The organism is Saccharopolyspora sp., assembly GCF_017434145.1.
Taxonomy (GTDB): domain Bacteria; phylum Actinomycetota; class Actinomycetes; order Mycobacteriales; family Pseudonocardiaceae; genus Saccharopolyspora_C; species Saccharopolyspora_C galaxeae.
Map to the genome: position 1 here is coordinate 1 of NZ_JAFRFW010000634.1, position 5,621 is coordinate 5,621.

6 protein-coding genes are annotated in these 5,621 nt (G+C 71.6%); 5 read left to right on the forward strand and 1 reads right to left on the reverse strand.

Translation table 11 applies throughout. The features are described 5' to 3' along the window. Window positions 1-343: 343 nt before the first annotated feature. The gene (locus tag IJH84_RS17455; protein ID WP_295146323.1) at window positions 344-1,567 is read right to left on the reverse strand and encodes an MFS transporter; all 1,224 of its coding nucleotides are present in this window, start codon (window positions 1,565-1,567) and stop codon (window positions 344-346) included. Between the two features lie 87 nt (window positions 1,568-1,654). Between IJH84_RS17455 and IJH84_RS17460 the strand changes: the two genes are divergently transcribed. The 5 genes from IJH84_RS17460 (at window position 1,655) to IJH84_RS17480 (ending at window position 5,481) form a co-directional block, all read left to right on the forward strand. After that, entirely contained in the window at window positions 1,655-2,284 is a 630-nt protein-coding gene (locus IJH84_RS17460) for a TetR/AcrR family transcriptional regulator (protein WP_295146325.1), read from the forward strand. A gap of 190 nt (window positions 2,285-2,474) precedes the next feature. After that, window positions 2,475-3,356, forward strand: a complete 882-nt coding sequence (locus IJH84_RS17465; protein WP_295146327.1) for a hypothetical protein — start codon at window positions 2,475-2,477, stop codon at window positions 3,354-3,356. Between the two features lie 38 nt (window positions 3,357-3,394). Beyond that, window positions 3,395-4,168, forward strand: a complete 774-nt coding sequence (locus IJH84_RS17470) for an SDR family oxidoreductase (RefSeq protein WP_200068751.1) — start codon at window positions 3,395-3,397, stop codon at window positions 4,166-4,168. Window positions 4,169-4,263: 95 nt separating this feature from the next. Continuing rightward, window positions 4,264-4,812 (forward strand): orotate phosphoribosyltransferase, encoded by a 549-nt coding sequence (gene pyrE, locus IJH84_RS17475; RefSeq protein WP_200068752.1) that lies wholly within the window; start codon window positions 4,264-4,266, stop codon window positions 4,810-4,812. Window positions 4,813-4,830: 18 nt separating this feature from the next. Beyond that, window positions 4,831-5,481, forward strand: coding sequence for an RNA methyltransferase (locus tag IJH84_RS17480; protein ID WP_295146330.1), 651 nt, complete (start codon window positions 4,831-4,833; stop codon window positions 5,479-5,481). The last annotated feature ends 140 nt before the right edge of the window (window positions 5,482-5,621 follow it).

Here is a 5,621-nt window from a genome sequence, read left to right on the forward strand (position 1 = left end):
CCCGTGCCCGAGGACGGCCTCCCGCCCGCCGCGACGCCCAGCCCCGACACGGCGCCGCGCGACCGGAGGCCGGCGGGGGCACGCCACTCCTCCCCGGCGCGCCCCCGCACTCGTCTCCCAACGAACGATCTCCCGAGCGAACGGACCGTTCGTCCGAATAGATTGGGCGAACAGGCCGTTCACTCACAACGAAACCGTGCGAAGCGGAGCGGAGATCCCGAGTGAAGGACTCCATCGACCGTTCTATCGGGGCGAATAGGTCCCTCACTCCGAACGGAACTGCGCTGGTCGGGCGGCGTGTGGGCGTGTCGGGCGGGAAATTCCGCGGGAGGAGCGGACGCGCTCAGGTGCGGACGTGGGTGCTGGTCCAGGCGACGGTGGCGAACAGCGCGGCGGCGATCGCGAAGATCAGCGTCGAGGTGGTCAGGCCGATGTGGGTGGTGAGGATCCCGAGGACCACGCTCGGTACCGCCGAGGACAGGTACGCCACCACGTAGATCATCGACGCGGTGCCCGCACGGCTGTCCGGATCGGCCAGCGCCGTCATCAGCCGGAAGCCGCCCACGAACATCAGTCCCCAGCCGATCCCGAGCACCACGGCTCCGCCGAAGAACATCGCGGCGCTGCCGACGAGCACCGACGCCGCGACCCCGGCGAGCCCGACGATCAGCAGCGGAGCCGCGACGCGGACCGAACGCCGCCCGCTCCATCCGGAAAGCAGCAGCTGCGCGATCGCGCCGACGCCGGTCACCGCGCCCACCGCGAGACCGCCGATCAGGTAAGAGCCTCCGCCGACCAGGCCCTTGGCGACCGACGGCCCGAGGGACATGAACATCCCGCCGACCGACCAGGTCGCCAGCATCGTCGTCGCGAGCAGCGCGAAGACCTTCCCGCGGCCCGCGGGCACGGTGGGTCGTTGTGGTCGCAACGAGTCGCGCAGCGACCCGCTCACCAGCACCGGCTCGGGCATCGCCCAGAGCACCGCCAGCGAGACCGCGAACCCGGCGATCAGCAGCAGGTAGCTCAACGTCGTGGGCATCGGTGCGAACTGCACCAGCAACCCGGCCGCGGCCGAACCGACCGCCATGCCCGCTCCGGCGGCGACCGCGTTGATCGTCGCTCCGCGACCCGTCCCCGCGGGCTGGAAATCCAGCAGCGAACCGCTGATCGCGCTGGTCGCCGCGCCGGTGGCGATCCCTTGCAGCACGCGGCCCAGGAACAGCCAGCCCACGCCGGGCGCGAACGCCAGCACCACCATCGACACGATCTCCAGTGCCACCGAGGCCAGCAGCACCGGACGCCTGCCGATCCGGTCCGACAAACCGCCCAGCAGCACCAGCGCCGCGAGGATGCCGACCATGTACACGGCGAAGACCTCGGTGAGCACCGTCGCCGAGAATCCCCAGCGCTGCTGGTAGATCGCATACATCGGGGAAGGCGCGGTGGAGGCCATCAGGAACAGCGCCAGCAGCCCGCCCACGGACCAGAACGCCTGTCGCCGGGTCAGCGTCCGCCGCGGAGTCAGTGCGGCGGCGGGACGGTCGGGCGCGAGCTGCGGAGCGGACATGATCCTCCTCCTTGCGGAACGGATGACTCCGCTCCGCCGCAACCCGCCCGCGGAACGGATGATTCCGCTCCGGCGTAGAGTGTGGTCGTGACCACAGCGCAGCGGCCGATCAGCTATGCCGACCGGGTCATCACCGCGGCCCGGGAAGTGTTCGCCGAACAGGGCTTCAACGCCCCGATCTCGGAAGTGGCCGCCCGCGCGGGCGTCGGCGTGGCCAGCATCTACCGGCGCTACCCGAGCAAGACGCAGCTCGCCGAGGAAGTGCGGATCAGCTGCCTGCAGCGGATCGCGACCGAAGCCGCCGAGGCCCGTGCCGCGGAAGCCGATCCGTGGCGTGCGTTCACCCGATTCCTGTTCCGCTGCTTGGCGGAGGACAGCGGAGTCGGCACCGTGCTGCCGCCGGACGACCAGCCGCACTCGCCGGAGTACCGGCAGGCGCGCCAGGAGATGTCCGAGGCCGTCGAGGCCCTGGTCCGCGCCGCGCACGAAGCAGGCGAACTGCGCGGCGACTTCGTGGCGGCCGACGTGGTGCTGCTGTTCAAACACCTCAACCCGGCGTTGCCGACCGATGAGCCGCGGCGTGCCGAACTCCGCTCGCGCTACCTGGCGCTGGTGATCGAGGGCCTGCGGGCTTCCGGAGCGCGTGCCGCGCTTCCGGGCGCCGAGCCGGACTGGAGCGAGGTGCACGCGATGCGGGAGCCCGACGACCTCGCCTGACCCGGCTGCCGCGAGCGGGTCGTGCACCGCCCCCGGCCACCGCCCGGACGGCTCAGCGCGCACGCCCGTGCGTGTCCGATTGATCACTCCGAGGGTCGTCCGCCCAGCGCACATGGCACGGATGGCGCAATTCGCGACGCAGGGCCCCGGCGATCTTCGCGGTGGCGGACCTCGGGACTACCCTGCCCGTGTGGGTATCCCTGCCTGGGTCTGGTTCCTGATCGCCGTCGTAGCCGTCGCGGCCGGTGTCGCGCTGCTGATCGCCGACCGCGCGCGCCGCGCCCCGACCAACCGCGAACGCCGCCGCTGGGCCGCGCTGCGCGGCTGGCAGTTCGCCGAAGCCGACCAAGTGCTGCCGAGCAGGTGGGAGCGCGGCGCGCTCGCCCAGCACCACGGCGGCAGCGCCACCGACGTGGTCGCCGGGTCGACGTTCACCGCGGACGGTCGCAGGCAGGTCTACGTCCTCGACCTCACCGTCGGCGGCAGGGTCGCCACCGTGCTCGCCGGGGTGCGGTGCCGCCGGAAGGTCAGCACCACCATCGAGCTGTGGCAGCCGGACGTGCCGGTGCCGCAGGACTCCGGACTGGACCTGCTCGGCCCGGTCGGGTCCCGCTACGCCTTCGTCACCGAGGTCGCCGCGGCCCGCCCGCTGGTCACCCCGGCCATGGTCGAGGCGGCCGAAGAGGTCGGCGGCGACGTCACCGTCGTGTGGCTGGAGCAGGACTGGGTGCTGGCCGCCATCGAACCGGACGCCGCCGACCCGGCCCGGCTGGAACGCCTGCTGCGTTCGCTGGGTGAGCTCGCGGACTTGATCGACCCGTTCGAGACGGATCCGAACGAGCAGGAGCACGCCGCGGACGAGCAGCGGGCCGACGAGGACGTTCTCGACGTCGACAACGGCACCGACCTTCTCGACGTCGACAACGGCACGGAAGTTCTCGACGTCGAGGACGACACCGAAGCGTCCGACGATGAACCGACCGAGCGCACCGGCCGCACCGGCGCGACCTCCCCGGCCGACACGAACGACACCGTGAAGATGCAGCGGGAGCACTCGGAAAACCAGTCCTGAAACCGGTCCGTTCGACCGAACCGGTTACGGTGCCACCCATGCCTACCGCACTCGTGACCGGCCCGACCTCCGGGATCGGCAACGCCTTCGCCCGGCGGCTGGCCGCAGAGGGCCACGACCTGGTGCTGGTCGCCAGGGACGCCGCGCGGCTGGAGGAACTGGCCGCAAGCCTGCGCGAACGGCACGGCGTCGAGGTGGAAGTGCTCGCCGCCGACCTCGCCGACGCCGAGCAGCTCGCCGAGGTGGAGCGGCGCGTCGCCGACGAGCGCCGTCCGGTGGACCTGCTGGTCAACAACGCCGGGTTCGGCACCTCCGGTGCGTTCTGGAACACCGAGTCGGAAACGCTGCGCAAGCAGCTCGACCTCAACGTCGCGGCAGTCCTGCGGCTCACCCACGCGGCCGTGCCGGGGATGCGGGCGCGCGGCGGTGGGGACGTGATCAACGTTTCCAGCGTCGCCGGGTTCTTCTCGGTGTCCGGTTCCACCTACTCGGCCACGAAGTCCTGGGTGACGACCTTCTCCGCCGGGCTCGCCGGTTCGCTGACCGGCTCCGGAGTGCGGGTGCTGGCGCTGTGCGCCGGGTTCACCCGGACCGAGTTCCACCAGCGGGCCGGGCTGGACATGGGGCGGTTGCCGAAGCTGTTCTGGCTGCGCGCCGACGACGTGGTGCACGAGGGCTTGGCCGACCTGCGGCGCGGGAAGTCGGTGTCGATCCCCGGCGCGCAGTACAAGGCCCTGGTGACGGTCGGCAAGCTCATCCCGTTCGGCTTGCAGCGCGCGATCGTCACCCGCACCGTTCCCGGCCGCACCTGAACCCTGCCGCACTTGAACCCTGCCGCACTTGAACCCTGCCGCACTTGAACCCGGCAGCCCGGGCGGGTGCGTCGCGGTGCGTATGCTGGCCGTTCGTGAACCAGCTCGACCAGCGGCAGCGCACCGAACTCGCCCGGCTCGTCACCGATCTCGCCGTGGTGCACGGCAAGGTCACGTTGTCCTCCGGCAAGGAGGCCGACTACTACGTCGACTTGCGCCGGGCCACGCTGCACCACGCCGCTGCTCCGCTGATCGGCTCGCTGCTGCGGGAGCTCACCGCGGACTGGGACTACACCGCCGTCGGCGGCCTGACGCTGGGCGCGGACCCGGTCGCCGCCGCGATGCTGCACGCCGGGGGCGACCCGCTGGACGCCTTCGTCGTCCGCAAGGACGCCAAGTCGCACGGCATGCAGCGGCGCATCGAAGGCCCGGACGTCGCAGGCAAGCGGGTGCTGGCGGTGGAGGACACCTCTACGACCGGCGGCAGCGTGCTCACCGCTGTCGATGCGCTGCGCGAACAGGGCGCCGAGGTCGCCGGGGTGGCGACCGTGGTGGACCGCGCCACCGGGGCGAAAGAAGCCATCGAAGCGGCGGGAGTGCCCTACCGCTCGCTGCTGGGCCTGGCCGATCTCGGGCTGGCCTGACGAGGAGCCGACCGGACAGTGCAGGACCAGGACCAGGTAGGCCCCACCGAGTGGGGTACCAGCGTCGGCGTCGGACCGTGGGAAGGTCCGTGGCCGCAGGACGACCGCTACGACCCGGAGCTGCTGGAAGGCGGCGACCGCCGCAACGTCGTCGACCACTACCGCTACTGGCGCCGCGAGGCCGTCGTCGCCGATCTCGACACCCGCAGGCACGACTTCCACGTGGCCATCGAGAACTTCCAGCACGACCACAACATCGGACCCGTCGTGCGCACCGCAAACGCGTTCGCGGCCCGCGCGGTGCACATCGTGGGCCGCCGCCGCTGGAACCGGCGCGGCGCGATGGTCACCGACCGGTACCAGCACATCCACCACCACCCGGACCTGGCGGCGCTGCGCGAGTTCGCCTCCCGCGAGCAGCTGTCGGTGGTCGCCGTGGACAACACGCCCGGCGCCACCCCGATCGAGCGCACCCCGCTGCCGCGGCGCTGCCTGCTGCTGTTCGGTCAGGAAGGGCCGGGGCTGCGCGAGGACTCCCGCGGGACCGCGGACGTCGTCGTGTCCATCGCCCAGTTCGGTTCCACCCGCTCGATCAACGCGGGCGTCGCGGCCGGGATCGCGATGCACACCTGGGTCGCGCAACACGCGAACCCGGACCGAGCCTGGTAACGAGGCCTGGTCCGCAACGGATTTGCGTGGCGGTGCCGGTAGCGGAACCTCAGCGGCTTCCTCGCTGTGGGATCGATTTCTGACGTAGCTCCCTACGCGGCGAAATCGCTGTCCTCGCGAGGAAGCCGCTGAGAACCCGC

Coding starts and splice junctions, on each gene's coding strand:
- IJH84_RS17455 (WP_295146323.1), bottom strand. CDS start 1,567: ATGTCCGCTCCGCAGCTCGCGCCCGACCGTCCCGCCGCCGCACTGACT.
- IJH84_RS17470 (WP_200068751.1), top strand. CDS start 3,395: ATGCCTACCGCACTCGTGACCGGCCCGACCTCCGGGATCGGCAACGCC.